The sequence below is a fragment of the Kitasatospora sp. NPDC058162 genome (genome assembly GCF_042884005.1).
GTDB lineage: Bacteria > Actinomycetota > Actinomycetes > Streptomycetales > Streptomycetaceae > Kitasatospora.
Genome location: NZ_JBHVUS010000017.1, coordinates 44,343 through 70,584, shown reverse-complemented (window position 1 = coordinate 70,584; position 26,242 = coordinate 44,343). Strand labels below are relative to the sequence as shown.

The window sequence follows — 26,242 nt, the reverse complement described above, 5'->3', positions numbered from 1 at the left end:
CCAGCCGACGACGTCGGCCGTGGCGGGTTGCTGGACGACGAGGGCGCGGCCGTCCCCTTCCTGTGCTACCTGCCCGAGCAGCTCGGCCCGGGGGCGAGGGCGTCGCGGCGGCGCTGCGGGAACGGCTCGGTGAGACGCCGTCGTTCGTCGCCTTCGATGGCCACGACACCGTCACCGTCCTCGCCGAGGCGCTGCGTTCCGCCAGCCCGGACCGCGACCGCATCACCGCGGCCTGGCCCCAGATCACCGTCCAGGGCACCCGCGCACCGATCCACTTCACCCGCACCCGGCACCGGCGCATGGCTGCGGACCCGGCCACCCGTCCAAGTCGCCGACCACGACCCGGCCGCACCCGACCACTTCCGGGTCCCACGCCACGGCCGGCGGGCCAGCGGTCATCAGCCCAGGGCGCCGAACCAGCCCACACCGTCGACCACGCCAGCCCCGAAGCGCCGGGAGCCCACGATGTCCCGGCCCCCGGTACCGGCGCATGCCGGCGGGCCCGGCCACCCGTCCAGGTCGCCGACCGCGATCCGTCGGCACCCGACCACTTCGGGTCCCGCGCCACGGCCGGTGGGCCTCACTCCAGGCCGCTGAACCAGCGCACGATATCCGCCGTGGCTGCCACGTTGGACCCCAAGTGGCGGGAGCCCGCGAAGTCCGGGGTGCCGAGGTCGATGACCTCCGGGTCCGCGCCGTGCGAGCGGAGCGCGGCTTCGCAGTGGTCGGTGTTGGCGTCGGCGGCCTGCTCGTCGGCCTCGGCCGCGTAGAGCCGGACCGGGACGTGCGGCGTCCAGTCGCAGGTGCCGTCGGCCACTCGGAGTGCCTGGGCGAAGCGGCCGGTCGGGTGGCGCAGCATCGCGAGGCCGCGCGGGGTGAGCAGTTCGCCGATGGTGCCGGGCGTCCCGGCGAACAGCTCCGGGCCGGTGTGCGAGCCGTCGAACAGCGCCTCGATGGTGGTGTCGTACGGCGCCCGGAAGACCTCGCCCGGGGCGTCGTACAGGTGGTGCAGCCGGTTCCAGGCGACGAGCAGGTACGCCGCGTACAGCGCGCTCGACTTGGGCTCGAGCGAGCCGTCGAGCAGGGCCGGCAGTTCGGCGTCCCGGAAGGCGTAGCCGCCGCTGACCGGGGCGAGGGCGCGGAGCCGGAACCACCGGTCGTCACCGGACTGGAGGGCGCGGGCGAGGCCCAGCGCCGCCGACGCGCCCTGGGAGAAGCCGGTGACCAGTACGTCGTGGCCCAGCGTCCGGCCGGTGCGCGGGACGAAGGAGCGGGCCGCCCGGAGCATGTCGAGAGAGGCGGTGGTCTCCGACGGCACGTCCATCCAGGGGTGGGTGCCCGGGCCGGTGCCCAGGCCCAGGTAGTCCGGGGCGACGGCGGCGAACCCGGCGGAGGCGTAGCTGAGGGCGGGCGAGGTCACGAACCCGGGCTTGGCCGTGGTGGAGGGGGCGTCGCCGCGGTAACTGGCGGTGCCGTGGGTGAACGAGACCGTCCGCAGCTCGTGTTCACCGCCGCGCGGGAGCACCAGCAGGCCACTGGCGGTGATCGGCCGACCGTCAGGGTCCACGGTCCGGTACTCCACCCGGTAGGAGTCCACGCCGTAACGGACGGCGCCCGCGTCGTACTTGGCGGCGGTCAGGGCCGCTGCGACGGCCTGCTCGGTGTCGAGGGTGCCGGTCAACTGCACGGAGACCAGCCGGCCGCGGTCGCTCCGACCCGCCAAGTCCGCCGGGTCCGCCGGGTCCGCCGAGGCGACCCCTGCCGTCACGGTCGTCGCGGCCAGGGCGGCAAGCGCCACGGCCGCGCCGGTCCGGCGCAGGACGGAGCGTGATCTGCCGTTCGAATGTGGGGAGTTCATGCCGCCGACGGTACGGACGAGCACCCCGGGCCGCAGTCCGGCCAGCGGGCCTATCCGCCCTGGGGTTGTCCCCACCACGACACCACGACCCCACCGGGTACGGTGCTGCCATGTCTCGATCAGTCGAAACCGGAACAGTGTCGTCCCCCGTCACCGCGGACGACGTCGACCTCGCCGTGCGGCTCGCGGTGGGCGTCCTTCGGGACGCGCCCCCGGATCGGTGGGGCGGCAAGGCCGGTTCGCTGGAGTGGGACTGCTGGGAGACCGTCGAGCACCTCGCCAACGACCTGCTGTACTACGCCGTGCAGTTGGGGCCGCAGAGCCCGCCGCTGGACACCCATGTGCCGTTCGCGTTGCACCGGAACCGGCCGGACGGGCCTGCGTACTTCCTCTTCGCCGAGCGTGATGCGGGTCCGGCGGGCCTGCTGCAGGTGCTGGAGGCGTGTGGCGCACTGCTGGTCGCCATGGTGCGTACGACGCCGCCCCGGGTCCGCGCCCACCACACCTTCGGGGTGTCGGACCCCGAAGGCTTCGCGGCGATGGGGGTGGTGGAGACCCTGGTACACCTGCACGACGTGGCGGAGGGCCTCGGGCTTGCCTGGACCCCGCCCTCCGCTCTCTGCTCGCGGGCGCTCGCCCGGCTGTTTCCGGAGGCTCCGGACGGCGCGGATCCCTGGCCCACCCTGTTGTGGGCCACCGGCCGCGCCGAACTGCCGGGGCACCCCCGTCTCACCACGTGGCGCTGGCACAGCGCACCGCGGCCTCCATCAATCGATGTCACACCCACGGCCCCGCGTACGACAGCGACCTGACGGATCATTTTCGGCCAGTTGTGAAGATCCTGCGATCGTGATCTATCAGGGAACTGATCACCACCGCTAGGGTGCGGCGCATCCCCGCAGTTACCCCTCCCGTGCCGCCCCCGACAGCGGCGCGGAGACGACCGATCGGACCGGTGACGCCGTGACCAGGATCCTCCGCCAGCTGACCACCCGCATAGGACGGGCGGCCACCACGGTCGCCGTGCTCGCCGCCGCCCTCACCGGCACCGCCGCGGCCGGCACCGCCTCCGCCACCGGTGGCTGGAGCTGCTCCGGGGCGCCCGTCCCGAGCGGCTACGTGATCACCATGTACAACGCGGGCGGCTGCAACAACCACGGCGCGTGGTTCCAGCAGCCCGCCCAGAACCGGCTGTGGACCTGCTCCGGCTCGCCGATCGTCTCCGGCTACGTGCTGACCAACTACAACCCGCAGGGTTGCAGCGGCGTCGGCGCCTGGTTCCACGAGCAGGTCCGCAACGGCATCTGGACCTGCCCGTACTCGCCGATCCCGGCCGGCTACCGCAGCACCAGCTACGACGCCCGCGGCTGCAACGGCCTCGGCGCCTGGCTCACCATCAAGGCCTGAGCCGCCCCGCTGACTCCCGTGGGCCGGGGCCGGGCTGATGATCAGCCCGGCCCCGGCCCGCGGCGTCCCCCGGTCAGGCCGTCGCCGGGCCCGCGGCCACGCAGAACTCGTTGCCCTCCGGGTCGACCATCACCACGTGGTGCCCGTCGAACTCCGCCAACACCCGCCCGCCGGCCGCCACCAGCCGCGCGGCCTCCGCCGTGACCCGCGCCCAGCGCTCGGCCGGACTGCCGTGGCCCGGCACCCGGATGTCGATGTGCAGCCGGTTCTTCGCGCTCTTCGGCTCGGGGACCTTGAGGATGGACAGCCGTGGCCCGGTACCCGCCGGGTCGCAGAGCCAGGCGCCGTCGTCCGCCGAGTCGTCCTCCGGCAGGTCGAACTGCGCGAGCCACTCCTCACGCGTCCGGAACGGGGCGGGCGGCGGCTCGTCCACGTACCCCAGGGCCGTCTTCCAGAAGCCGGCGAGGAGCGTGGCGTCCGCGCAGTCGAGGGTCAGGTCGATTCGCGCTGCCATGCCGGGACCGTACCGCGCGCCTCCGACAACCGCCTCCGACACCGCTATCACACGCAGGCGCCGCAGCCCGGAAATGTTCTTACACGCCTTTGTCATCGCTCTGCCGAACGCCTGACGGACCCCCGGCAAGGTCATCCCCACAACGACCGCAGGACGCCAGGAGGGCACAAGCGATGACCACCAACACGAACACCGACACGAACACCACCCCGACCACCGGCCCCGCACCGAGCCGGTCCCGCCGGGGCGGCCTGGCCGCCGCCGCGCTGGCCGTCCTCGCCACGGTGCTCCCGCTCACCACCCTCGCCCCCGCCCAGGCCGCTGGGGCCGCCCAGGCCGCACCCGCCGGCACCGAGGGCAGGCCCGCCTGGTGCCCGACCGTTCCCGGGCACCAGGTCGACTGCACCACGATGCGCCGCCCGCTGGTCGCCGACCAGCCCGGCCTGGGCACCATCGGAGTCAGCCACGCGGTGGTGCGCCACAGCCGCTCCGGCCCGGCCGTCGGCACCATCGCGCTCAACCCCGGCGGCCCCGGCGAGACCCTGATCGACCGCGCCGGGCAGGTGAGCACAGCCCTCCAGGGGGTGCTGGACGACTACGACCTGCTGCTGCTGGACCCGCGCGGCACCGGCCGCTCCGGCCGGCTGCCCTGCGACGTCACCGAGGCCGAGTACCGCTGGGCCCCGCGGGCCGAGCAGCGCGAACTCGTCGCCGACTGCGCCGAGGAGCTCGGCCCGCGCGCCCGCGCCTACACCAGCGCCGCCACCGCCGACGACCTCGATGCCGCCCGCGAGCGCCTCAGCGCCCCCAAGCTGGTCCTCTACGGCCTGTCGTACGGCACCTACCTGATGCCGGTCTACGCCGACCGCCACCCCGAGCGGGTCGAGAAGATGGTGCTGTCCGGCGCCTACCCCGTGGCCTTCGACAGCCTGGCCCGGCCCGGCGCCCAGCAGGTCTCGCTGACGCTGCGCCGGATCTGCGAGCGCAGCGGCTCCTGCGCCCCGGACACCGTGGTGCACGACCTCGCCGCCGTCACCGAGCGGCTGCGCACCCGCCCGCTGAAGGTCACCGCCACGGTCGGCGGCGAGCGGCGCACCGTGCTGTTCACCGAGGACAAGCTCGCCAACCTGATGTACGAGCCCGCCACCCGCGGCATCGGCCTGCACCCCGGGGAGCCGGGGCTGCTCGGCGCCCTGCCCGCCGCCCTGCACGCCCTCGCCGCGGGCGACGAGGGACCGCTGGCCGAGCTGGTGCGCGGTGAGGTCGAGGGCACCGGCACCGAGGACCAGGCCTCGTTCCTGGCCGTCACCTGCAACGACTACGTCCGCGCCTGGGACCCGGACGCCCCGCCGGCCGAGCGCCGCCGCCAGTACCGCGCCGCCCTGGCCGCCACCGACCCGGCCGACTTCGGGGCCTTCAGCGCCAAGGGCTGGGCCGAGGGCCAGACCGACGGCGGGGACAACTGCCTGAACTGGCCGCGCCGGGGCACCGCCCGCCCGCAGCCGACCGACCTGCGGAACCTGCCCGACGTGCCCGTCCTGGTGCTCTCCGGGGACCTCGACACCAACACCCCCGAGGCCAACTCCCGCTTGTCGGCTGCCCAGTTCAAGCACAGCTCGTTCGTCTCGGTGCCCAACAGCGGACACCTCCCGGAGATGGAGTCCACCGGCTGCGCCGTGGCGATCTCCGGCCACTTCATCCGCACCGGCCAGGTCGGCGACACCTCCTGCCGGGCGCAGGTCCCGCCGGTCCCTGTCCTCCCCGTCCCGCGCTGAACCCACTGACCTCGCCGACGAGCCACCCCCGACCGGCATGACCACGCCCGCCACCAGCGAAAATGACACCATGACAGATCCCACCGCCGCCCGGCGCACCGTCCTGGTCGTCGAGGACGACCCCGGCGTCCGCAACACCCTCGACCACCTGCTCCGCTTCGAGGGCTACCGGGTGCTCACCACCGCCGACGGCCAGGAGGCCCTGGAACTCCTGGAGCACCGGCGCCCCGACCTCGCGGTGGTGGACGTGGTCATGCCCCGGCTCGACGGCCTCGCGCTCTGCCGGATGCTGCGCCGACGCGGCGACCGGCTGCCCGTCCTGGTCCTCACCGCCCGCCACCAGCTCGGCGACCGGGTCGCCGGGCTGGACGCGGGCGCCGACGACTACCTCGCCAAGCCCTTCGCCACCGAGGAGCTGCTGGCCCGGATACGCGCCCTGCTGCGCCGCACCGAGCCGATCGGCGCCGAGAGCGCCGACCTCGGCCTGGACGACCTCGCTCTGGCCCCGGCCGCCCGCCGGGCCCACCGCGGCGGGCGGCCGCTCGACCTCACCAAGACCGAGTTCGACCTGCTGGAACTGCTGCTGCGCAACCAGGGCACCGTGCTGACCCGCCACCAGATCTACGAACGGATCTGGGGCTACGACTTCGACACCGACTCGCGCTCGCTCGACGTCTACGTCGGCTACCTGCGCCGCAAGACCGAGGAGCACGGCGCACCCCGGCTGATCCACACCGTGCGCAACGTCGGCTACACCGCCAGGACTTCGTGATGCTGCGCGCCAGGATCGGCCTGGTGGTCCTCGCCTCCGTCCTGCTGGCGATCGCCGTGCCGGTCGTCGCCGCCTACCGCGGCGTCAGCACCCTGGTCGCCGACCAGCTCGACCGGAGCCTGGCGGACCGGGCCGACACCGTGCTCACCGCCCTGGACCTCGGCCGCGTCCCCACCGCCCGGCCCGACACCGTCGAACAGCTGCTGGACCCGGACGGCACCGCCCGCCCGCTCACCCCGGGCGCGGCGGCGCTGCCGGTCTCGGACCGGGCCCGGGCGGTGGCCCGCACCGGCCAGGGCTCCCACCAGGAGGACGCCGAGCTCGGCGGCACCCCGTACGGCGTGCTCACCAAGGCCCGCCCCGACGGGCGCGGCGCGGTGATGGTCGGCCAGACCTACGCCGGGGCGGAGGCCGTCGACGACGCCTTCCTGCGCCGCATCACCTGGACCAGCGCCGCCGCGGCGGCCGGCTCCGCGCTGCTCAGCTGGCTCGTGCTGGGCCGCATTCTGCGCCCGGTGCGGCGGCTGGCCCATGCCGCCGAGCACATCACCACCACCCGCGACCTGGCCACCCCGCTGCCCGCCGCCGGGCGGGACGAAGTCGGCCGCCTCACCCGCGCCTTCGAGTCGATGGTCAGCGCGCTGCGCCGCTCCCGGGAGCAGCAGCAGCGCCTGGTACAGGACGCCAGCCACGAGCTGCGCACCCCGCTCACCTCGGTGCGCGGCTGCGCCGAACTCCTCCAGCGGGCCCGCGGCCGACTCGCCCCCGAGGACGAGGAGCAGATCCTCGGCACCCTGGTCACCGAGACCGTCGCGCTGGACGAACTCGTCCGCGAGCTGGTCGAGTTAGCCACCGACCAGTGGACCGCGGAGGACCCGGAGCCGGTCGACCTGCCGGCCGCTGCCGAGGACAGCGCCCGCCGCTTCCGCCGCCGCACCGGCCGCGAGATCGCCGTCACCGTCGAAGTCCCGGTGCCGGTGCTGGCCCGCCCGCGCGCACTCCAGCGCTGCGTGGACAACCTGGTCGGCAACGCCGTCAAGTTCAGCCCGGACGGCACCCCGGTGGAGATCCGCGTCACCGGCGCCCGGCTGGCCGTGCGCGACCACGGGCCCGGCATCGCCCCCGCCGACCGGCAGGCCGTCTTCGAGCGCTTCTACCGCGCGGCCGGCACCCAGTCCACCCCGGGCTCGGGGCTCGGCCTGGCCATCGTCCACGACCTGGTCGCCGCCGACCACGGCTCCGTCTTCGCCACCGCCGCCCCGTCCGGCGGCGCCGAGTTCGGCTTCCAACTGCCGGAAGCCCCGTGCAACGGCTAATAGTGCTTTGTCAGGAGGCTTGTCGCGTCGTGTGGCCGGTAGTTCTCTGGACCGCGTGGGGCCGGGCGTGGGGGCGGCGCCGGCGTTCGTTCCCGCGGCTGCTGGTGGTGCTGGTCGGCACGGCCGCCGGCGGGGTGCGCGGCGCGGTGGCGGAGGAGTGGCCTGCGGGACCAGCCCTCAGGTCGCCGGGACCGGCCGCTCACGCGCCCGGGTGTGGGGCGGCTGCGGCCGGGGTGCGGGGGGAGTTGAAGGTGAAGGCGCGCTGGGAGGGGCCGTTCTCGCGCAGGTCGGCCAGTCGCTCCAGGGCCTCGTCGACGTCCGGCAGGTGCCCGGCCGGGACCCACCACAGGACCAGGTGCGCCTCGACGTTCCGCTCGAACCACTCACGCCGCCGCCGCATCGCCTCCAGGTGCCCGCTGCGGTAGGTGAACTCCCACAGCGCCTCCCGGCTCTCCCACACCGACATGTTGACGATGACGTCCTCGCCCGCCGGGCGCAGGGCGGTCGCGTCGTCCTTCCCGTCCGCGGTGAGGCGCCAGACGAAGCCGGGGGCGGTGTCGGCGGCGGCGTTGACCGGGGAGACCAGCTCGACGAACGGCGCGATGCGCGGGTCGTCGACGGGGTGGCGGAGCGTGGCGAGGTTGAACTGGGCGAGGTGGTGGGAGGTCATGGCGCCATCCCAGCACGGGCCTTCTTTCTATGTCAATCAGTATTGTTTTTAGAAGGCTCGACCACCACGCAGCACTCCCCGGGCCGGGCGTCCATCCGGGCTCGGAGGGCGCCGTCCGCGCCGAGAAGCCCCTCCAGGAGGGCGAGGTTCATGCCGCAGACGAGGGGCGGGAAGCGCTCGGCGACGGAGTGGAAGGGACAGTTGCGCATGCGAATGGCCCCCTCCTCCAGGCGGGGTTCGTACCCGCGGGCGGCCAGCAGCGCGACGGCCTCGTCGAGCCCCCCGCAGGGCGCGGCCGCTCCGCGCTCGGCCTCCCCCCGCCGCCGCGCGGCCGCGCGCAGCCCGTCGTCCAGCCCGGCCCGCTCGGCGGCCTCGGCGAGCAGTTCGGCGGCCGTGCGGTAGTCGCGCGCGGGCAGCGACACCGCCAGCTCGGCGCGCGTCCGCGTGTACACCTTCGCCGGCCGCCCCGCCCCCGGCCCCGACCGCCCGGTGAGCCTGCGGCTGCCGCTCTCCAGCAGCCCGGCCTCGACCAGCTTCTCCAGGTGGTGCGCCGCCAGTGTCCGCGCCACCCCGACGGCCTCCGCAGCCTCGTTCCTACCCACCTCGCGGCCCTGGGCCGCCACGTACGCGTAGAGGCGGCGGCGCACGGGGTCGTGCAGGGCGGCGATCGCTTCGATGTGCTCCATGCGGCCATTCTAGGAACAATGACCATTGGAGATAGAAAAGCGGCCACAGGGGCCGACAAGCCTGGGCGAACACACCCCGGCCTGCTGCCCCCGGGGACGCGACGGCTCAGCGGAACACCGCCCCGCCACCGCCGAGGGGCTCCGCCGCAGGGTGCTGCGGGTCGTAGCGGGCCCAGCCCGGGTCGCCGCTGCGGGCGAAGGCGGTCCAGGCGCCGTGGACGCGGGCGGCGAGCCCGGCGGGGGCGGGGTCGGGGCCGAGCAAGCGGGTGTCGGCGTGGAGCCAGGGCTGGTGGGCGTTGTCGAACACGAAGGGCAGTTCGACGGTATGGGCGGCACCGAGTCGCCCGCCCAGGGCCGTGGAGCGGTACTCGAACGAGTAGCGGTGGGTGCGGCCGCCGGAGATCCGGGCGTGGGCCGCCGCCATGCGCGCCGTGCCGGTCTCGAACAGGGCCGCTCCGAGCAGGGCCGAGCGCAGTTCGCCCGGTGTGTCGTCGGGGCGGGCCGTGCGGTGGGCGGCGAGGGTGAGCAGGTCGGTTTCGGTGGTGGTTTCCAGCGCGTCCTGCGGTACGAGGTAGAGGTGTGCCTCCTGGGTGTTGGTGCCGATGAGCAGGTCGATGTCGCGGGCCGGTCCGTGGGCGAGGGCGTCGGCCGGCTGGACGGGCAGGACCAGGCTGAACGGGCTGAGCCCGGCCAGCGGGTCGGTGGCGGTTGCGGTACGCAGGTCGAGGCCGGCCAGGGCGGGCAGGACGGCCAGGAAGCGTTCGTCGGGGATCGGGGCGAACGCCTCGGCGGTGGGTCCGATGCCCAGGGCCGCGGCGGCCCGGTCGGTGACGCGTCGGGCTTGTTCCGGGGTGAACGCGCCGGTGCCGTTGCCGCTTTGGATGATCGCCCGCTGGAACAGGCCCACCGCCCGTGGTGTGGCGAGGAGCGCGCCGGTGAGGGTGGCGCCCGCGGACTGGCCGAAGACGGTGACGTTGCCGGGGTCGCCGCCGAAGGCCGCGATCGTGTCCCGCACCCAGCGGAGTGCGGCGAACACGTCGAGCAGTCCGCGGTTGGCGGGGGCACAGGGCAGGTCGAGGAAGCCGGGAATGCCGAGGCGGTAGTTGACGGTGACGAGGACGACGCCGTCGCGGGCGAAGGCGCTGCCGTCGTAGAGCCTGGCGCGGTTCGAGCCGGTGACGAAGCCGCCGCCGTGCACGAAGACCATGACGGGGCGTCGGCCCCCGTCGGCGGCGGGCGTGTGGACGTCGACGCTCAGGTACTCCGCGCCGGGCACCCAGCCCGGTCCGAAGTAGGGGGTCAGGTCGAGCCGGCCGAAGCTGCGGGCCGGCTGGGGAGCGGTGGGGGAAGGCCGGGTGGCGTCGCGGACACCGGCCCAGCCCGGGTGCGGGGCGGGCGGGGCGAAGCGGCCGGCGCCGGTGGGCGGCGCGGCATAGGGGATGGCGCGGTAGCGTTCGCCGGATCCGTCGCGCAGGCCGCGCACGGCCCCCGCCGGGGTTTCGACGACCGGATCTGCCTGTCGGGGCACGGGGGGCGGTCCTTTCGGCGGGGTCAGAAGAGGCGGGAGAATCCGGCCCACTGCTTGATCGCGAATGCCGGCCCGCTGCGTTCGACCCGCGCGGCGCCCCGGCCGCCGAAGTGCGCGGGGAAGACGAGCGCGTCGGTGTCGGCGGCGCGGGTGAGCAGTCTGTGCCGGGTGGCGCGGGAGGCCGCCGGGTCCTCGCAGAAGCAGGAGTTGGTCCGCGGATGCGTGATCTGCAGGGCGGTGTGCATCAGGTCCCCGACGAACAGGGCGTGTTCGCCGCCGGATTCCAGGGTGAGGACGGAGGAGCCGGGGGTGTGCCCGGGGGCGAGCTCCAGGCGCAGGTTCCGGTCGATCCGGTACGTGCCCTCCCACAGGTGCGTCAGGCCCGCCTGATGGACGGGTGCGACGCTGTCCTCGAAGACGTTCTGGTTCCCGCGGCCGAGCACGGTCCTGTTCTCGTTGGCGGGGTTCCAGAAGTCGAAGTCGCGGCGGGTCATCAGGTAGGTGGCGTTCGGGAAGGTCGGCACCCAGGTCCGCTCCTGGAGGCGGGTGTTCCAGCCGACGTGGTCGATGTGCAGGTGGGTGTTGACCACGATGTCGACGTCCTCGGGGCGCACCCCGGCGGCGGCCAGGTTGTCGAGGTAGTCCGTGTCCAGGCGGTTCCACACCGGCGCGTAGGGCCGGTCCTTGTGGTTGCCCACGCCGGTGTCGACGAGGATCGTGCGCCCCTGGCTGCGCAGCAGCCAGGACTGGATCGCGGTGTGGCACTCGTTGGTCCGCGGGTTCCAGAAGTCGGGTGCCAGCCAGTGGCGTTGCTCCTGCCACGCGCCGTCGGGGCTGTCCGGGAAGAACCGCTCCGGCGCCAGCCGGGCCGAGCCGTAGAACTCCTTGACGCGGGTGATGGTGACGTCCCCGAGGGTGATCTGCTCCGGGCGCTGGTCCATGGGGTCCCTCCAGGGCCGGTGGGGTGGGTGGCGGACTGGGGCGTGTTCCGTCATTCGCGTCGGACCGGCGTGCGGCTCCTCCGGCCGCCCGGCCGGGAGGTCGGGAGTCGGGAGGTCGGGAGGTCCGGCGTCACCGGCCGGAATCCGGAATGGTGGAACACGCCCGGGGACCGACTCTGGCCCCTTGCCGGGGCGGGGACCACTCCCGGGCTGTCCTACTCCTGGCAGGGTGTGGCTGGGCTCGGACCGCGCGCCGAATACTGGGGTGATGAACGGACCCGGCCCGCTCGGCGCCTTCCTCCATGCCCGACGATCGCGGCTGCGGCCCGAGGACGTCGGCCTGCGCGACCTCGGGCCCCGCAGGCGGGTGCCCGGGCTGCGGCGCGAGGAGCTGGCCGAGCTGGCGGGCGTCAGCGTTTCCTACTACGCCCGCCTCGAACAGGGTCTGTCCCGCAGGGCATCGGCCGAGGTGCTCGACGCGATCGCCCGCGCACTGCTGCTCGACGGCCACGAGCGCGAGCACCTGGAGCGCCTCGCCGTGGCCGCCCGCCACGCGCCCCGGGTGCGCCGCCCCCGGCCCGAGAAGCTCGCCGACGAGACCCGCGACCTGCTCCGCGCCCTCGACAGCGTCCCGGCGCTCGTGCTGGGCCGGCGCACCGACGTGCTGGCGTGGAATCCCCTCGGGCACGCCCTGCTGGCCGGCAACCTGGACTTCCACGCCCCGAACGACCCGGCACGACGCCCGAACATGAGCCGGATGCTGTTCCTGGACCCGCACGGCCGGGAGCTGTACGCGGACTGGAAGCGCAAGGTGCGATCGGTGGTGGGCAGCCTGCGGCTGGCCGTCGGCAGGCACCCGCAGGACCCCCTGCTCGCGCAGCTGATCGGCGAACTGACGATGAGCAGCCCGCAGTTCCTCGCCCTGTGGCGGGACCACCGGGTGGCGCCGTGCGGGGCCGCCTGCTACGAGCTGCGCCATCCCGTCGTCGGCACGCTGACGGTCACGCAACAGTCGCTGTCGATCGCCCCTTCGCCCGACCAGGCGCTCATCGTGTGCACGACCCCCGCCGGCTCCGCCTCCGAGCAGGCCCTGGCGCTCCTCGCGCGGGCGAGCGGCGCCCGCTCCCCCTCCCCCCGGGACCGTCCCGGCTGAGGCCCTCGAGGCAATGGCCCGCCACGCCCATCCCTCCCCGCGGACCTTCGCTCGATGCTTCCAGCGGGAGACCGGGACCACCCCGCTGCCATGGCCCACCGGGCAGCTCGTCCTGCCCGCCCGGCATCACCTGGAGACCACGGACGACCCGGTATCCGTCGTCGCCCACCGCACGGGCTTCGGCACTGTCGCCGTCCGGATTCGTGAACAGAGCCACGGGCAGGTCGTCCACGGTCGTCCCGAGCGCGTCGAAGGACGCGGCGACGGTGCGGGAGAGGAGGTCCTTGCCTCGGTCGATCCGCAGGTTCCGCGGCGGGCCCCCGATTGGTCCGTACGGGCCGGTGCGCAGCGCCCGCCCGACAGCCCGACAGCCCGACCAGGCAGGATGGCAGGGCGACTGACGGCGCATAACATTTTTTGGCTCGGATGTAAACGATTGGGCGTTGCCGTTCGACTTCTGGGCATGAAGCGTCAGGTAACGCAACTGCTCGGCTGGACCCCGGTGGTGCCGTTCGTGGCGCTGGGCGATCGGCCGTCATGGATCGTGCTGGCCCTGCTCGGGGCCCTGGGGGTGGCAGTGCGGCTTCTGGCCGAGTGGCAGCGTCGGCGCACCCTGGTCGCGCTGGTCGAGCGGGCGCCGCTGGGCACCGTCGTGGTGCAGGAGAGCGGGATGGGCGGGCCCGGGATGCGGGTCCAGGTCGGTGCCCGGCCGGCCGGGTGCACACCGGATGCGGACGAGCAGCAGGGGGCCAAGTGACCGAGACGGAGAACAGGCGGATCCCGGCGGACGTCGCCGAAGCCGTCACCGCGCTGTACCGGGCGACGTACCGCGACGTGCTGCTCTTCGCCACCGTGCTGACCGGCCAGGCCGAGAGCGGCGCCGACCTCGTCCAGCAGGCCTACCAGGCCGCCGCGCTCAGGTGGGACGAACTCGACAGCAGGCCGCTGGACGGCCGGATCGCCTGGCTCAAGACCGTGTGCCGCAACAAGTACGTCGACGGCGTACGCCGCGACACCGCCTTCGGCAAGCTGCGCATCGACGTCTGCGAGTTCTACACCACGGCCCCGCACGATCCCGCGGACGTCACCGTGGCCCGCGCCGCACTCGAACGCTGCTGGGCAGCGATCAAAGCCATGCCCCCGGCGCAGCGCGCCGTCGCGGTCCTGGCCTGGCGCGAGGGCCTGGACCCGGCCGAGATCGCCACCAGCCTCGGGCTCTCACCCGCCACGGTGCGGGTGCAGCTCCACCGTGCCCGGCTGCGGCTCAGCCGCGAGATCGGGGACCACTTGCCCTTCGCGCGCCCCGCCGCCGCCGAGGGCACCGCACCGAAGAGGAAGGCGTCATGACCACATTCCGGCACTTCGCCGACAACACCGATCCCCTGCCCGAGCTGCTCCGGCGGATCGAGCAGGCCGTACCGCCGCCCAGTGAGGCCTTCGTCGAGCAGGAACTCGACAGGCTCACCGCCTGGATGAACACGCCGGCCCGCCCCGCCCTCACCCGCCCGGTGACACCTCCACCGGCGGAAGACATCAGGTTCCTGAACATCGAGGAAGCCGCGGCCCTGCTGCGGGTGTCCAAGCTGACGGTGTACCGCCTGGTCCACTCCGGCGACCTGGCGGCCATGCGCACCGGCCGGGCCTGGTACGTGCCCCGGGACGCCGCCCTCGCCTACCTCGACGCCCCCGACGTCGCCCGGACCCCGGACCGACCCGCACCGACCGGCGAAGCGCCCCGTGCGTAGGCCCGGGGGGGCTTCCTCGCGCTGAGGCCCGGTCCGCTGTCCGCTCGGGGGTCCGGACACGGACCGGACCGGCCAGTGTGTACGGACCGGCACCGCGGTGCCGCTCGGTTTGGTCCAGGCGGAGCCAGAGAGCGCCGCCCGCCCAGTCCCAGCAGCGGGCGGGTCGGATCGGGTCGGGGTAAACGTTCGATGGGGTTACAGGTCGCTCAGGTGCTCGCGGAATACGGCTTCGAGTCCGGTGACGGTGTGTGCTCTCCCCTCGGGCTACCCGACAGTTCCAAGAGCCCAATAAAAGACCATGCCGCTCCGCCCGTACTCGGCGATCATGGCAGCCATGACGGATGCAACTGGACCGGAGCCGCTGGGCATATGCCTCGTGGCCAATATCGCTCAGGAGACCAGCCATGGCGAAGGTGGGCTGGAGATCCGTAAGGGGCTGCGGCACTTCGCGCCAGGGGCGAAGGTGTGGATAGCACCGCCGGCCTGGGGCGATGGCGGCGAACGCGTCATTGTGGCCGGACGTCATCGGGGTAACCACCGTCGCTACATGCGGATCGTGATCGAGAGCCGATTCCTGGTGAACTTCCGGGTCCGTGCCGTCTACAGCCCGGCGCTGGTGCGTGCGCTGACAGAGGCGGAGCCTGGTGAGGAGAAGGAGTTCGGCGCCCACTTCCTGTGGCCCCTGGAACAGGCGGAGAGCTGGGCGCGGTCCTGGAACACACCGAAGATGGAGGCCCGGGTGGACGGCCACCGCAGTCGGGCCCACCTGGTCACCGATCCTCCGCCCATGGAACTGCAGCTCGACGGCGCCACCTACTACCTGGCCCATTTCAACGCCCGTGGGGCCCGCTACTCGCCCGAGCCGCCACCAGTGGAGCCGTCGCCGACCACCGGCTGAGGGAACCTAGTTGTATTCGAACCAGGTCAGGATGGCCTTCACCCGGCGGTTGTCCTCGCCGGAGGGCATGCCGAGTTTCAGGAAGACGTTCCCCACGTGTTTGGCCACGGCGGCGCCCGAGAGGAACAGCTCGGCCTCGATCTCCGCGTTGGAGCGGCCTTCGGCCATGAGAGCGAGCACCTCCTGTTCGCGGGCCGTGAGCCGGGCGAGCGGGCCCCGTGGCGGGTCGGCGCGGGTGACGTGGCGAACCACCTCGGGGTCGATCACCACTCCGCCGCCGGCGACCGTCTCGACGGCCCGCAGGAAGTCCGCCACTCTGCCCACCTTCTCCTTGAGCAGGTAGCCGACTGCCCCGTCGGCGCCCGGGCCGTTCAGGAGTTCGCGCACGTACGGGCCGGTGACGTAGGCGGAGAGGACCAGTACCGGCAGGTCCTGGTGCCGCGACCGAATGGCGATCGCGGCCCGGAGTCCGTCGTCGGTGTTCCCGGGCGGCATGCGGACATCCGTGATCACCAGGTCGGGGGCGGCTCCGGCGGCGGCGAGGTCGTCGACGGCGGCGACCAGTTCGTCGGCGTCCTCGCATTCGCGGATCACGTCGTGGGCGCTGGAAACCAGGATCTCCCGGATTCCGGCGCGTATCAGCAGACTGTCGTCCGCCAGGATGATTCTCACAATCGAATTCCCATCGCTTTTCCCGGTCGAATTCCGTCACCACGGGGGTTGGGCCGGGGCGGATGCCACGACCTCCGTTCCGCCGCCCGGCGGGCTGTTGATTTCGAGGTTCCCACCGACGCTTCGCATCCGCTCACGCAGCCCGGAGAGCCCGGATCCGGTGCTGATCCGCGCGCCGCCGGCGCCGTCGTCGCCCACCCGGACGCGGACGCCGTTCTCGGTGCACCGCATCTCGATCCGGGCGCTCCCGACGCCCGCGTGCTTGGCGATGTTCGTCAGGGCCTCGGAGACCGTGAAGTACACGGCCGTGGCGATCGGCGAGGAGAGCGAGGCGTCCGTGCCGGTGCTGGTCAGTTCGACCTGCAACGGTGATCTGGACACCAGTTCCCGGACGGCGGCGATGAGACCGAGGTCGCTCAGTTCGCTGGGGTGGATGTCGCGCACGGTCTCCCTCAGCCGTTCGAGCGCGCGCTCCGCCTGGGCCTGGGCCTGGCGGGCCAGCTGGACGATCCGTTCCTGGTCGGTGGCCGTCGCTGCGGCTTCCAGGATTCCCAGGCGCATGACGAGGGCGACGAGTTCCTGCTGGGCGCCGTCGTGCAGGTCACGCTCGATGCGCCGGCGCTCGTTCTCGAAGGCCGCCGTCAGCGAGGCCCGGCTGGCGCTGAGTTCCTCCAGTTTCGCGAGCAGGTCGGGGTTCCGGCTCCCCGAGAAGGCCCGCAGGAGCAGGTCGCGGAGCAGGGAGATGCCGGCCAGCACGGCCACGGTGACCGCGCCGAGGGCGATTCCCGCGGGCACCGCCACGAGGGTTTCCCACAGGGCGGCCGGGGTGAACGGGCCGACTTCCGCGGCGATGCCGAAACCCCAGAAGACGGGGGAGAGAACCAGCGCCAGGGCGCCGACGAATCCGAAGAAGCCCACCAGCAGGGAGAGCGCTGACAGGAGCGCGGCGGTGACGAACACGGGGAGGTCGGTCCTCCACACCGACCGTGCCCGCAGCCGACCGGCCACCCACTGCGGCCAGCTGCGGTCGGCGGGTCGCAACGGCACCGTCCGGACTCCGCACCACTGGGCCCTGGAGCGGTCCAGTTCGGCCACCACCGGAACCGAGACCGGCGCAGCGAGAACGGAAATCAGGAGAATCGGAAAGGCGGCCGCTGCGACGAATTCGGTCAGCAGCCTCCGGGCAACACGAATCTGCGCCATGACCAACATTTTCGCACAGTTCGGATCGGTCGGGCGGTAGATCCAAGTCTACCTTCCATAGCAGTGCAGGCTCCCGTGCACTCCACTGTCCGGCCCTGCTTTCCTTGATTCATGCCATTTTCCACTACCGCTCCCGTGCCGTGCATTCGTCTGCGCGGCCTTCGGACGGAATTCCCCATTCCCGGCCGCCGGGGCGAGACGACGCGCGTCCTGCACGACATCGACCTGGAGATTCCCGAAGGCCGGCTGACCGCCGTCGTCGGCCCCTCCGGTTCGGGCAAGTCGACGCTCCTGCTCTGCACGGCCGGGCTGGAGCGGGCGACCGCGGGGTCCGTCGAGATCCTCGGGACGGACGTCCGCTCACTCAGCCCCCGCAGGCAGGCCGCGTTCCGCAGCGAGAACATCGGCTTCGTCTTCCAGGAGTACAACCTCGTCAGCTCGCTGACGGTCGAGGACAACATCGCCCTGCCGGCGCGGCTCGCCGGCCGCCGGGTGCCCAGGGCGCGGGTCGAGGACGCCATGGCGCGGCTCAGCATCGCCAAGCACGCGCGGCGACGCCCCGACCGCCTCTCCGGTGGCGAGCGCCAGCGCGTCGCGGTGGCCCGGGTGGTGGCGAACCAGCCGCGGATCGTCTTCGCCGACGAGCCGACGGGTGCGCTCGACCTCAAGTCGGGTCATGTGGTGCTCGACTGGCTGCAGGCGCTTCCCGCGCAGGGGAGCACGGTGCTCATGGTCACCCACGACCCTCATGCGGCCGCGCGGGCCGATCAGGTCGTGGTGATGGGGTCCGGTCGGGTGCACGCCGTCATCCCCGGTGGCGACTCCCGCGCGGTGGGCGAGGCCGTCCTCGCGGCGCAGTCGGCGGACGAAGCGGGCGGGGAGGAGTCGTGATCCGGCTGGTGCTGTCGGACATCCGCCTGCAGGCGTCGATGTGGTGGTGGACGCTCCTGTGCGCCACGGTCGGCGCGGCGTGCTCGGCGGGCTCGGCCATCGCGATGTTCACCGCCGTCTCGGCGGCGCGGGCGGCGGGTGACGCACGGATGGTCTCCGCGTCGATCGCCCTCGGCGGCAACATCGTCTTCTTCACCGTGCTCGCCGCCGTGGGCATCGTCGCCTCCGCGGTCGGTCTGACGCTGACGACCCAGCGGCGCGAGCACGCCCTGTGGGTGATCCTCGGGATTCCGCGCCACCGGGTCAGGTTCATCCTGCGGACGCAGCTGGTGGTGCTGGGCGCGGTGGCCGGCGCGCTGGCCGCACCGCTCGCCCTGCTGGTCGCGGGTGTCGCCCTCGCGCAGTGGAAGGGGACGGGTCTCGAACTGCACGGGGCCTCGGTCGGGTTCCGGTTCTGGTACGTCGGCGTGAGCGTGCTGTTCGGACTGGTTCCGTGCCTGCTCGGGGGCTGGGGCGTCACCCGGCGGGCCGCCAGGACGCCCGAGATGCGCGCCTTCCGGGATTTCTCCGATCCCCCGGCGCGGCCGGGCGTGGCCCGCGGTGGCCTCGCCCTGGGCCTGCTCGCCGGTGTGGTCGGGATGTGGGTCCCCGGCCTGGGCCTCGAACTCAAGGGCGGGCTCGCCCAGCGGACGGCCTTCGCGTTCGCCGGGGACCTCTTCCTCCTCTGCCTGCTGCTGCTGATGGGGCCGTGGGTGCTCACCCCGCTGATGAAGCTCTGGACGGCGCTGGTGCCCTCGCGCGGTGTCGCCTGGCACCTTGCCGTGCAGTCGTGCCGGGCCCGCGCGACGAGGAGCGTCACCACGGTGCTGCCCTTCGCGCTCTCCCTGTCGTTCGTCGGCCTCTTCATGGTGATGGGGAAGGTCATGCCCGGAGGCAGCGCCGGGCTGGACAGCATCCTGGTCGTGCTGGGCTGGGTCTTCGTCGTGTCCTGGGTCGGGGGCCTCGCCGTGATCGCCCTCGTCGGGCGGGAGCGCGCCCGTGACTGCGCCGTCGTGACGGTGGCCGGTGCGCGGCCGGGCGTGGTCACCCGGTCGATGGTCTACGAGGGGGCGATCTACGCGGGGACGGCGATCGTCTTCGGCGCGCTGTTCGTCGCCGTGTCGAGTCTCACCATCGCCCTGGGAGCCCGGATGGACGTCCTCCGGGTCCTGGCGGGCCTCCCCTGGGCCACGCTCGGGGCGCTCGCCGCCGGGACGCTGGTCACCACCTGCCTCGCGCTGGTCCTGCAGGCGGCCCGGGTGTCGCGCACGGTCGCGGTCCGGGCGCTGCGCCCGTGAACCGGGGCGCGGGAAAGTCGAACAGGAAAGAACGAATGCCAAGCAACTCCCTCTCCGGAACCAAGACACCTCGGGTACGGCGGCGTACCGCCCTGGCGCTCGCCGCTTCGATGACGGCTGCCGTGGCGATGACGGCGTGCTCCCACAACTCCACGGACAACACGGATAACACGGACAACTCAGCCTCTCCGGCACCGGGTGCTACCCGGGTCAGCGCCGACCTGCAGAAGCTCATGAGTACCGCGCCGTGGTCGTCGGGCCGGTGGGGCCTGCAGGTCGCCGATCTGCAGACGGGGAAGGTCGTCCAATCCAAGGGCGCCGATTCCCAGTTCATGACCGGTTCGACGGCCAAGACCTTCGCGGTCAGTGCCGCGCTCGACGTCCTGGGTGACGACCACCGCTTCCGTACGCCCGTGGTACGTTCGGGTACGGTCTCCGCGGACGGGCGGCTCTCCGGCGATCTCATCCTGGTCGGGAGCGGCGATCTGGCACTCGGTGGGCGGACCACCGCGTCAGGCGGACTGGACGTCCCCGACTTCGACCACTACGACGCCAACGCCGTACCCGGCATGGCGACCATCACCGAAGAGGATCCGCTGGCGGGTGTCAACAAGCTGGCCCGACAGGTCGCGGCCAGTGGAGTCCGCCATGTCGACGGCGACGTGGTGATCGACAACCGACTCTGGGATCCGGTGTCGATCGGCGGGGTGCCGGTCACTCCGACCATCGTCAACGACAACCTGATCGACGTGCTCATCACGCCGGGCGCACCCGGCGAGCCGGCCGAGGTCGACTGGCGCCCGAAGACGGCCGCCTTCGGCGTCGACGCGCAGGTGACGACCACACCCGCCGGAAGCAAGCCGACGGTGACGACCGAAAGCGTGAGCCCTGGTCATATCAGGGTCCGAGGCTCCGTGCCCGCGGACGTGAAGGCCCCCTTCGTGACGACCTACCAGGTTCCCGACCCGGCGGCGTTCGCCCGCACCGTCCTCATCGAGGCACTCGCCAGAAACGGCGTCAGCGTATCCGCCCCCTCGCTGGGAGCGAACCCCGACAACAAGCTTCCCCCGTCGGCGGAAGTGAGCTCGCTGCCCGTATCGGCGACCTATACCTCCCCGCCCTTCAAGGAGTACGCAAAGCTGATCAACAAGGTCAGCCACAATCTCGGGGCGAACCTTCTGCCGCCGCTGATGGCAGCACACAACGGGCAACGAACCTACGCGGACGGCATGAAGACCGAGAAGGAGTTCCTCGCTCACTCAGGTGTGGATCCGAATTCGGTGAGCCTCGTCGATGCCCAGGGCCTCCCCGGCGACAAGGCCACGCCGACTGCCCAGGTGGCGCTGCTGCGGCACCTGGCACGACAGGACGACTTCGACGTCTTCTACGACTCCATGCCGAGCATGGGCGTCGACGGTTCGCTCGCCGACGTCATCGAGCGCACCGATCCCGCCGCAGGACACATCCGTGCGAAGACCGGCACCCTGGTCAGTTCCTACCAGGGCAAGCTGGCTCTCGGCACGAAGGCGCTCGCAGGCTACATCGATGCGAAGGACGGCCGCCGCTACGCCTTCGCGATCTACGTGAACAACATTCCGGTGCCCAGTGACTCCGTGAGCGATGCCATCGACCTCGCGCTCAAGGCCAACAAGCAACTGGGAGCGATGGCCGCCACCATCTACAAGTCGCCCAAGGCGTGATGGGCAGCCGTCAGGACAGCGACGGGTAGCACCGAGGCGGGCGGTCAGGCGGTGCCGAGCGGGTTGAGGACGGTGAAGCGCCAGTGGCCGTCGGCGTCCTGGCGGGCGATGTTGGCGGTGGTGCCGGTCGGGGTGATCCGTTCGCCGTCGGGGGTGTCGACCTCCAGGGTCCAGTCGGTGACCAGCAGGGCGGTCCCCGCGCCGACGAGCGTGTGCCGCTGGACGTTCGTCAGCCTGCCGCGCGCCGCGACGGTGCCGCCGATCTCCGCCCGCAGCGCCTCGGCGCCGGTGACGCGCTCGCCGGTCACCGTGCGCATGGCCGCGCCCGGGGCGAACAGGGCCAGCACGGCGTCGACGTCGCCGGCGTTCAGGGCCTCCTCGAAGGCCTTGGGCAGCTGCGCGGGGTCGGTGATGACGGGATGACGCATGGTGGAGGTCCTCACTTCTCGACGGAGTCAGCGGCCCTCGGCCGCCGTGCCTCCACGATCCCGCCGAGGCCGCCTCCCGGGCGAGGTAGAGTCCGGACTCACCATGGTCGAAAGTGGACAGCGCGACGTCATCGACATCGCCTACGACAACCCGGACCGACCCCGCGTCGGCATCGAGGCCCTGACCTTCGACGCGCTGAAGCAGCGCCTGAAAAGCTCGGTGGCCCGGCGGCCCAGCCGCCTCGACTTCCACCAGCTCGTGCTCGTCCGCGGCGGCGAGGGCACGGCAATGGTCGATTTCGTCCAACACCCGTGTACCCGCGGCACGCTCCTGCACCTGCACCCAGGCCAGGTACAGCGCCTGCCGTCCGACGCGAGCGGCCGCCCGGCGGACCTCGACGCCGTCCTCCTCCTCTTCACGCCCGACTTCCCGCCACCCCTGCCCGCGGCCCGCCGGGTACTCGACGGCTTCGGACCCGTCGCGTGGCAGCTGCCGCCCACCGACTTCGGCGCGCTCGACCGAGCCACGGCCGAACTGGAAGCCGAGTACGCGGCACTCCGGGCCGCAAAGACCCCCACCGACCTGACGGGCGCCCTCCTGCGCCAACTCCTCGGCGCACTCCTGATCCGCATCGCCCGCCTCCCGGCCCCGGACCCAGCCGAAAACCCGGTACGCGACGACGACCTCCACCTCGCCTTCCGGCGCGAGCTGGAACGCTCCTTCGCCACCACCCGCTCCGTCGAGGACTACGCCGCCCGCCTCGGCTGCTCCCCCCGCACCCTCACCCGCGCCTGCCTGGCCGCCACCGGCCGCACCGCCAAACAGCTCGCCGACGCCCGCGTCGCCCTCCAGGCCCAGCGCCTCCTCGCCCACACCGATCTCCCGGTCGCCACGATCGGTCGCGGACTCGGCTTCAGCGAGCCGACCAACTTCGGCAAGTTCTTCGTCCGCGAAACCGGCCGCACCCCGGGCGACTTCCGCCGCACCCAACGCTGACTCCGGACACTCCAGCCGACCCGGGCCGGCCCTCTCCCGCAGCTCCAGCCCCGAACCCGCCTTCCCGTCGATCGGGCCCCGGCACGTCCAGCACGGGAGCAGCCCGGTGGAGGGAGATCCTGCCGTCGCCGGGGCTGGGGCCGGGTCGATGGTGTGGGCGGTTAGAGTACCGACCGAGCATCGGAGCGGGCCGGGGGGCGGGCGATGGGTGTACGGCGCGGGGTGGGTGCGGCTGCCGTGGTCGCGGGGCTGCTCCTGGCGGGATTGACGTGTTACGAGGTCGGCCCGTTCGGCGCGGCGGACGTTCCGACGGCGGAGATGAAGGCCGAGGCCGACCGCATCGACGGCATGCTGCAGCAGAACCTCTACCGCTCCAACAACACGGGCAGCGACCAGCGCTTCGCGGTGTCCGACCAGGACGTCCGCAGCCCCGCGCTGCTCGATGTGCGTGAGCACCACGACGCCAGGGACCGGACGGTCGAGGTGGACTACGTGTTCAGCGGGGCGGTCCCGAAGGCACTGATCGGCTGGGGCCCGGGAAAGGGCGTCCAGGGGTGTTACCGCTACACCTTCACCAACATGCTGTACACCCTGCGTCACCGGGTGATCAGCTGCCCGAAGGACCTGGCCCCCGCCCCCTCAGCCGGGCCCGTCGCCGACGAACCCGGACACGTCCTCCGGCCCCGGCTCGGCCGCTGAGGACGTGTGGACGCTCCAACGCCGCACGGCGCAGCTCGCCCTCCGGATCCGCCCCGCGGACCGTCCCGCCGGCGCGGCGCTCCAGCCCGGCGTGGACGGGCTGAACGACGTGCTCGTCACCGCGAGGATCGATCCCGCCCTGCCGCGCACGCTCGCCATGCGCTCCGGCGTCGCCGTGCTCGCACTGGGCACACCGCACCAGTGCGTCTTCGCCACCATGGACACCCACGCCGTCAGCGTGTGGCCCGCCCCCTTCGAGGCGCCCTGCACCACCGACCGCGCGTACCAGTCCTACGCGATGGGGTACTGGCCGCCGTTGCCTGGCATGTGACAGCACGAAGTTGTCCGGCCCGTATCGGCACCGCGCCGCTTCCCGTCGTGGCAGTGCAACCGGAACGGCCGCGAGGCGATCCCGACCACCTCGGGCTCGCAGCCCAGCTGGACCGACCGGTCGACTTCCCTGCTGCGAGGAGCGGGTGGGATGCCGCGATCGGGCGCGGCGGGGAGTTTCTAGCCGATCGCGATGACGGGGTGGTCTGCGGGGTCGATCCAGTGCAGCGTCCGGGTCAGGAAGGCGGCGGGGACGGCGGCGCAGCCGTCCCGGAGGTGGCCAAGGCTGAGGCAACTCCGGCTGAGAGGTGCTCGGGTACGACCACGGCCTGCTGCACAGCCGGCTCTGCGACGACCTGCACCGGCTCGTCCGGCGTGCCCGGCCGGCGTCGCGCCGTACCGCGTGATGCCGGTGGCGGCGGGTCTTGCCCCTCGGTTCGCCGGATCGGCCCTCAACTCCCGTAGCCGGGGCCGTCGGTGGTGGTGAGGAGGTGGGCGAGCGGGGTGTGGTGCTCGGTCCACAGGTGCAGGAGGAGGTCGGCGGCGCGGTTCGCGTAGGTCTGCTCGGGGTCGAGGTCGGGTGAGGGGTCGGGCAGGGCGAGGTCGAAGTAGTCCCAGTTGGCGCCCCAGTTGCCCCAGGGCTCGGTGAGGCGGGGCGCGGCCAGGAGGGGTTTGCGCAGGCGGGGGTCGGCGATCCAGATGCCGTGGAAGGGCTTGTTGTGGGTGGTCCAGCGGTCGTCGTCGGCGGTGAGGCGTTCGCGGACCGCGAGGCCGACGCCGGCCGTCAGGTGGCCGTCGGTCAGCCAGTCGCGCCGTCCCAGCAGGACGACGCGTTCGTTGCGGGTCCGTTCGCCGTGGACGGTGTCCAGGCGTTGTTGGAGCACGAGGTCGTCGGTCAGGGCGCCGCGCTCGGTGAGGGCGGCGGCGGTCAGTTCCGGCAGCCGGCGCAGCAGGGCCCAGGCGGCCTTCTTGGCCTGGGCGAAGACCTCGTCGTCGCCGTGGCGGAGCCAGAACTCCGCGGTGGAGCGGGACGTCGGGGTCATGTGGGTGAGCCTTTCGAGGGTCTCGAGGTAGTCGGCGGCGGTCGCGCGTCCCGGGTGGTGGAGGGCCGGGTCCGGTGTCGGCCCGGTGTGGAGTGCCTGGCGCAGGTCCGCCGCCAGGTCGAGCAGGCGCATGGGGCGGAAGGCGTTGTCCTGGGCGTGCGACCCGTCGAGAGTGAGGTAGAGGAAGGCGGGTGCGTCGTGGAGTGCGCGGAAGTGGCCGGCCAGGTCGTGGGTCTGCTCCTCGTGTTCCTTCGAGGCCACCTTCATCTCGATGACCACGGGTGTGCCGTCGGCCCAGATGACGATGTCGGCCCGCCGGTCCGGGTGCTCGGCCGTGGCCGGCAGCGGCACCTCGCGCTGGACGTGGACGCGGTCGGTGGCCAGGGTGTGGGCGAGGTCGGGCCGGTCGGCGCGGGTGAGGAGGGCCTTCAGGAGCCGGGGGCCGAGGCCGTGCGAGCCGGAGGGGGTCAGGAGCCAGGCGACCATGCGGCTGTGCGGGATCTCCAGCCGGTCGGTCTCCAGGATTTCCATGGCGGTGGCGGGCGGTGGCGGGTTCCAGCGGTGTGCGGCCCTCAGGCGGATGATCGCGGCTTCGGCTGCCCCCATGTCCATGTGGCCCTCCCCCAGGCGTCTTTGGCGGTGCACAGCGTAGCTGGCTGTGGGGGTTCGTCCGGTCGGACGGTCGGACGGTCGCCGGGCGCGGCGGCCCGGGCCTGCGGGGTGCCGGGCTCGGGGCTCGGGGTGGGTGGCGGGGGCTCAGGGGCAGTGGTAGGTGAAGGAGGTGGTCGCGGTTCGGGGGGTGGGCGAGAGGATCTCCAGGGTGGCGGTGGCCTGGAGTGAGCCGTGGCCCTCGAAGGTCCAGCGCAGGACCAGGTCGGTGCGGTGGGTCCCGGCGGGGAGGTCCTGGGCGATCTCGGCGGATGTGGTGCCGTCGCTGCGCAGCCAGCGGTACCGGAGGGTGCCGGTTCCTCCGTTGGTTTCCACGGCGGCGGTGATCACGGCGGTGCCGGCGCAGCCGGGGCCTGCCGGGTCGCTGGTCACGTCGGCGGCGGTGACGGCGAGGGCGGGTGTGTGGAGGCGCCAGAACAGGAGTGCCAGGATCGCCAGGAGCACGGCCGCCGGTACCGGCCAGCGCTGTATCCGGCGGGGCCGTCGTGGCTGTGGCCCTTCGGGTGCCGTCCCGCCGTGCCATGCGGCGGCGGCTTGCGGCGGGACGCCGGGGCCGAAGCGGCGCAACTCGCCCGGGGCGAGCGGCTGTTCGTCCAAGGATGCGTCGATGGGGGCGGTGCCGGGCGGGGGCGTGGCGCCGAGCGGGGGCGTGGCGCCGAGCCTGACCGTGGCGGCGGCGTCGGCGGCGGCGTCGCCGTCCGCCTCGGCGCCCGCGCCGGGTGGCGGCGAGGAGGGGCCGGAGGGCGGTGCGCTGCCCCAGACCCGGGGGTCGAGGAAGGTCGCGCTCTCGGCCTCGTCGACGTCGAGGCGGACCGTGGCCTCGGGATCCGGTGCGCCGCTCTCCGGCCGGACGGTCGGGGCCCGCCCCTCCGGGCCGGGCCCCAGGCGGAGCGTCTGTTCGCCGGTGCCCGGGCCCGGGCCGAGCCGGACGGTCTGGTCTGCGCCCGGGGCGGGGGCGGAGTCGGGGCGGGGCGTGGGCATGGCTTCTCCAGGACGAGGGCGGGTGACGG

General features: G+C 73.0%; 27 protein-coding genes and 1 pseudogene. 17 read left to right on the top strand and 11 right to left on the bottom strand.

All coding sequences use genetic code 11. The annotated features are described in order from the left end of the window. Positions 1-580 precede the first annotated feature (580 nt). A complete protein-coding gene (locus ACFVXG_RS27110) occupies positions 581-1,858 on the bottom strand; it encodes a lipase (protein ID WP_387931037.1) in 1,278 nt (425 codons plus the stop codon). Between the two features lie 110 nt (positions 1,859-1,968). On the opposite strand from ACFVXG_RS27110, the gene ACFVXG_RS27105 reads away from it, so the two are divergent. Beyond that, entirely contained in the window at positions 1,969-2,670 is a 702-nt protein-coding gene (locus tag ACFVXG_RS27105; RefSeq protein WP_387931036.1) for a hypothetical protein, read from the top strand. 151 nt (positions 2,671-2,821) lie between these two features. Then, a complete protein-coding gene (locus tag ACFVXG_RS27100; protein WP_387931035.1) occupies positions 2,822-3,265 on the top strand; it encodes a hypothetical protein in 444 nt (147 codons plus the stop codon). Positions 3,266-3,338: 73 nt separating this feature from the next. Here the strand turns inward: ACFVXG_RS27100 and ACFVXG_RS27095 are convergent, their stop codons facing one another. Next, positions 3,339-3,779, bottom strand: a complete 441-nt coding sequence (locus ACFVXG_RS27095) for a VOC family protein (protein ID WP_387931034.1) — start codon at positions 3,777-3,779, stop codon at positions 3,339-3,341. Positions 3,780-3,952: 173 nt separating this feature from the next. Between ACFVXG_RS27095 and ACFVXG_RS27090 the strand changes: the two genes are divergently transcribed. The 3 genes from ACFVXG_RS27090 to ACFVXG_RS27080 all read left to right on the top strand — a co-directional run bounded on the left by ACFVXG_RS27090 (position 3,953) and on the right by ACFVXG_RS27080 (position 7,642). Then, the gene (locus tag ACFVXG_RS27090; protein ID WP_387931033.1) at positions 3,953-5,554 is read left to right on the top strand and encodes an alpha/beta fold hydrolase; all 1,602 of its coding nucleotides are present in this window, start codon (positions 3,953-3,955) and stop codon (positions 5,552-5,554) included. Positions 5,555-5,624: 70 nt separating this feature from the next. Next, entirely contained in the window at positions 5,625-6,326 is a 702-nt protein-coding gene (locus tag ACFVXG_RS27085; protein WP_387931032.1) for a response regulator transcription factor, read from the top strand. After that, positions 6,326-7,642 carry an ATP-binding protein gene (locus ACFVXG_RS27080; protein WP_387931031.1) on the top strand — a complete coding sequence of 439 codons (1,317 nt, stop codon included), beginning with the start codon at positions 6,326-6,328 and terminating at the stop codon, positions 7,640-7,642. The genes ACFVXG_RS27085 and ACFVXG_RS27080 overlap by 1 nt, the downstream gene beginning before the upstream one ends. Before the next feature lie 199 nt (positions 7,643-7,841). On the opposite strand, the gene ACFVXG_RS27075 is transcribed toward ACFVXG_RS27080, so the two are convergent. From ACFVXG_RS27075 to ACFVXG_RS27060, 4 genes are all read right to left on the bottom strand, one after another. Further along, complete coding sequence (locus ACFVXG_RS27075; RefSeq protein WP_387931030.1) at positions 7,842-8,312, bottom strand: DUF3291 domain-containing protein; 471 nt, start codon at positions 8,310-8,312, stop codon at positions 7,842-7,844. Between the two features lie 32 nt (positions 8,313-8,344). Next, positions 8,345-8,998, bottom strand: coding sequence for a helix-turn-helix transcriptional regulator (locus tag ACFVXG_RS27070; RefSeq protein WP_387931029.1), 654 nt, complete (start codon positions 8,996-8,998; stop codon positions 8,345-8,347). 106 nt (positions 8,999-9,104) lie between these two features. Continuing rightward, the gene (locus tag ACFVXG_RS27065; protein WP_387931028.1) at positions 9,105-10,526 is read right to left on the bottom strand and encodes a carboxylesterase/lipase family protein; all 1,422 of its coding nucleotides are present in this window, start codon (positions 10,524-10,526) and stop codon (positions 9,105-9,107) included. Positions 10,527-10,549: 23 nt separating this feature from the next. Beyond that, the gene (locus tag ACFVXG_RS27060) at positions 10,550-11,467 is read right to left on the bottom strand and encodes an MBL fold metallo-hydrolase (RefSeq protein ID WP_387931027.1); all 918 of its coding nucleotides are present in this window, start codon (positions 11,465-11,467) and stop codon (positions 10,550-10,552) included. A 268-nt stretch (positions 11,468-11,735) separates the two neighbouring features. On the opposite strand from ACFVXG_RS27060, the gene ACFVXG_RS27055 reads away from it, so the two are divergent. The 6 genes and pseudogenes from ACFVXG_RS27055 to ACFVXG_RS27030 all read left to right on the top strand — a co-directional run bounded on the left by ACFVXG_RS27055 (position 11,736) and on the right by ACFVXG_RS27030 (position 15,263). Then, entirely contained in the window at positions 11,736-12,620 is an 885-nt protein-coding gene (locus tag ACFVXG_RS27055; RefSeq protein ID WP_387931026.1) for a helix-turn-helix domain-containing protein, read from the top strand. A gap of 13 nt (positions 12,621-12,633) precedes the next feature. After that, a pseudogene (locus tag ACFVXG_RS27050) lies at positions 12,634-12,795 on the top strand (helix-turn-helix domain-containing protein); the annotation flags it as partial. Between the two features lie 288 nt (positions 12,796-13,083). Further along, positions 13,084-13,377 carry a hypothetical protein gene (locus tag ACFVXG_RS27045; protein ID WP_387931090.1) on the top strand — a complete coding sequence of 98 codons (294 nt, stop codon included), beginning with the start codon at positions 13,084-13,086 and terminating at the stop codon, positions 13,375-13,377. Next, positions 13,374-13,967: an RNA polymerase sigma factor gene (locus ACFVXG_RS27040; protein ID WP_387931025.1), complete on the top strand. Its 594-nt coding sequence runs from the start codon at positions 13,374-13,376 to the stop codon at positions 13,965-13,967. The genes ACFVXG_RS27045 and ACFVXG_RS27040 overlap by 4 nt, the downstream gene beginning before the upstream one ends. 125 nt (positions 13,968-14,092) lie before the next feature. Continuing rightward, complete coding sequence (locus ACFVXG_RS27035) at positions 14,093-14,365, top strand: helix-turn-helix domain-containing protein (RefSeq protein ID WP_387931088.1); 273 nt, start codon at positions 14,093-14,095, stop codon at positions 14,363-14,365. A 334-nt stretch (positions 14,366-14,699) separates the two neighbouring features. Continuing rightward, on the top strand, positions 14,700-15,263 hold the full coding sequence (locus ACFVXG_RS27030; protein WP_387931024.1) for a hypothetical protein: 564 nt from the start codon (positions 14,700-14,702) through the stop codon (positions 15,261-15,263). Positions 15,264-15,269: 6 nt separating this feature from the next. On the opposite strand, the gene ACFVXG_RS27025 is transcribed toward ACFVXG_RS27030, so the two are convergent. Both ACFVXG_RS27025 and ACFVXG_RS27020 read right to left on the bottom strand, forming a co-directional pair. Next, a complete protein-coding gene (locus tag ACFVXG_RS27025) occupies positions 15,270-15,935 on the bottom strand; it encodes a response regulator (protein ID WP_387931023.1) in 666 nt (221 codons plus the stop codon). Between the two features lie 36 nt (positions 15,936-15,971). Then, on the bottom strand, positions 15,972-16,982 hold the full coding sequence (locus tag ACFVXG_RS27020; RefSeq protein WP_387931022.1) for a histidine kinase: 1,011 nt from the start codon (positions 16,980-16,982) through the stop codon (positions 15,972-15,974). Positions 16,983-17,273: 291 nt separating this feature from the next. Between ACFVXG_RS27020 and ACFVXG_RS27015 the strand changes: the two genes are divergently transcribed. Genes ACFVXG_RS27015 through dacB form a run of 3 tightly spaced genes read left to right on the top strand, consistent with a single transcriptional unit; the run spans position 17,274 to position 21,066 of the window. Next, positions 17,274-18,029: an ABC transporter ATP-binding protein gene (locus ACFVXG_RS27015; RefSeq protein WP_387931021.1), complete on the top strand. Its 756-nt coding sequence runs from the start codon at positions 17,274-17,276 to the stop codon at positions 18,027-18,029. Beyond that, entirely contained in the window at positions 18,026-19,366 is a 1,341-nt protein-coding gene (locus tag ACFVXG_RS27010; protein ID WP_387931020.1) for an FtsX-like permease family protein, read from the top strand. Before ACFVXG_RS27015 ends, ACFVXG_RS27010 begins: the two co-directional genes overlap by 4 nt. 35 nt (positions 19,367-19,401) lie before the next feature. Next, entirely contained in the window at positions 19,402-21,066 is a 1,665-nt protein-coding gene (gene dacB, locus ACFVXG_RS27005; protein WP_387931019.1) for a D-alanyl-D-alanine carboxypeptidase/D-alanyl-D-alanine-endopeptidase, read from the top strand. A 44-nt stretch (positions 21,067-21,110) separates the two neighbouring features. Here the strand turns inward: dacB and ACFVXG_RS27000 are convergent, their stop codons facing one another. Further along, positions 21,111-21,494: a YybH family protein gene (locus ACFVXG_RS27000; RefSeq protein ID WP_387931018.1), complete on the bottom strand. Its 384-nt coding sequence runs from the start codon at positions 21,492-21,494 to the stop codon at positions 21,111-21,113. Between the two features lie 103 nt (positions 21,495-21,597). Here ACFVXG_RS27000 and ACFVXG_RS26995 point away from each other — a divergent pair, with 103 nt between their 5' ends. The 3 genes from ACFVXG_RS26995 (at position 21,598) to ACFVXG_RS26985 (ending at position 23,521) form a co-directional block, all read left to right on the top strand. After that, a complete protein-coding gene (locus ACFVXG_RS26995; RefSeq protein WP_387931017.1) occupies positions 21,598-22,491 on the top strand; it encodes a helix-turn-helix domain-containing protein in 894 nt (297 codons plus the stop codon). A gap of 204 nt (positions 22,492-22,695) precedes the next feature. Continuing rightward, positions 22,696-23,190 (top strand): hypothetical protein, encoded by a 495-nt coding sequence (locus tag ACFVXG_RS26990; RefSeq protein WP_387931016.1) that lies wholly within the window; start codon positions 22,696-22,698, stop codon positions 23,188-23,190. A gap of 4 nt (positions 23,191-23,194) precedes the next feature. Further along, positions 23,195-23,521, top strand: a complete 327-nt coding sequence (locus ACFVXG_RS26985) for a hypothetical protein (protein WP_387931015.1) — start codon at positions 23,195-23,197, stop codon at positions 23,519-23,521. A 451-nt stretch (positions 23,522-23,972) separates the two neighbouring features. Here ACFVXG_RS26985 and ACFVXG_RS26980 read toward each other — a convergent pair whose 3' ends face one another. Continuing rightward, a complete protein-coding gene (locus tag ACFVXG_RS26980; RefSeq protein WP_387931014.1) occupies positions 23,973-25,175 on the bottom strand; it encodes a PD-(D/E)XK nuclease family protein in 1,203 nt (400 codons plus the stop codon). 144 nt (positions 25,176-25,319) lie between these two features. Further along, the gene (locus ACFVXG_RS26975; protein WP_387931013.1) at positions 25,320-26,213 is read right to left on the bottom strand and encodes a hypothetical protein; all 894 of its coding nucleotides are present in this window, start codon (positions 26,211-26,213) and stop codon (positions 25,320-25,322) included. Positions 26,214-26,242 lie beyond the last annotated feature (29 nt).